1 protein-coding gene is annotated in these 240 nt (G+C 68.3%); it reads left to right on the forward strand.

The genetic code is table 11. The features are described from left to right. A partial coding sequence (locus ACLQ24_RS30705; RefSeq protein WP_425895209.1) for a hypothetical protein occupies positions 1-240 on the forward strand: 240 nt, incomplete at both ends.

The raw sequence follows: 240 nt of genomic DNA on the forward strand, positions 1-240 counted from the left end.
CAGACGCAGGCCAGCGATGTCGCTGAGCGGGTGGTGCGCTTTGATCCGGTGGATGCGAAAGCCGAGGAGGTCTTGGGGCGCCTGATCCTGGTGCCAGCTGACGCGCATGGCCGGTTGTTGAGCGTGGGTGATGGTGGGCAGGTCACTGCCGGTGACCCGGTGGCGGGTACGGCACTGGCGCACGCGCTGACTGATCCGCCGTCCACCGCCCGGGCGGGCATGATGTCCGCCTCGACATCA

It is taken from the genome of Micromonospora sp. DT4 (assembly GCF_049841675.1).
Taxonomy (GTDB): Bacteria; Actinomycetota; Actinomycetes; order Mycobacteriales; family Micromonosporaceae; genus Micromonospora.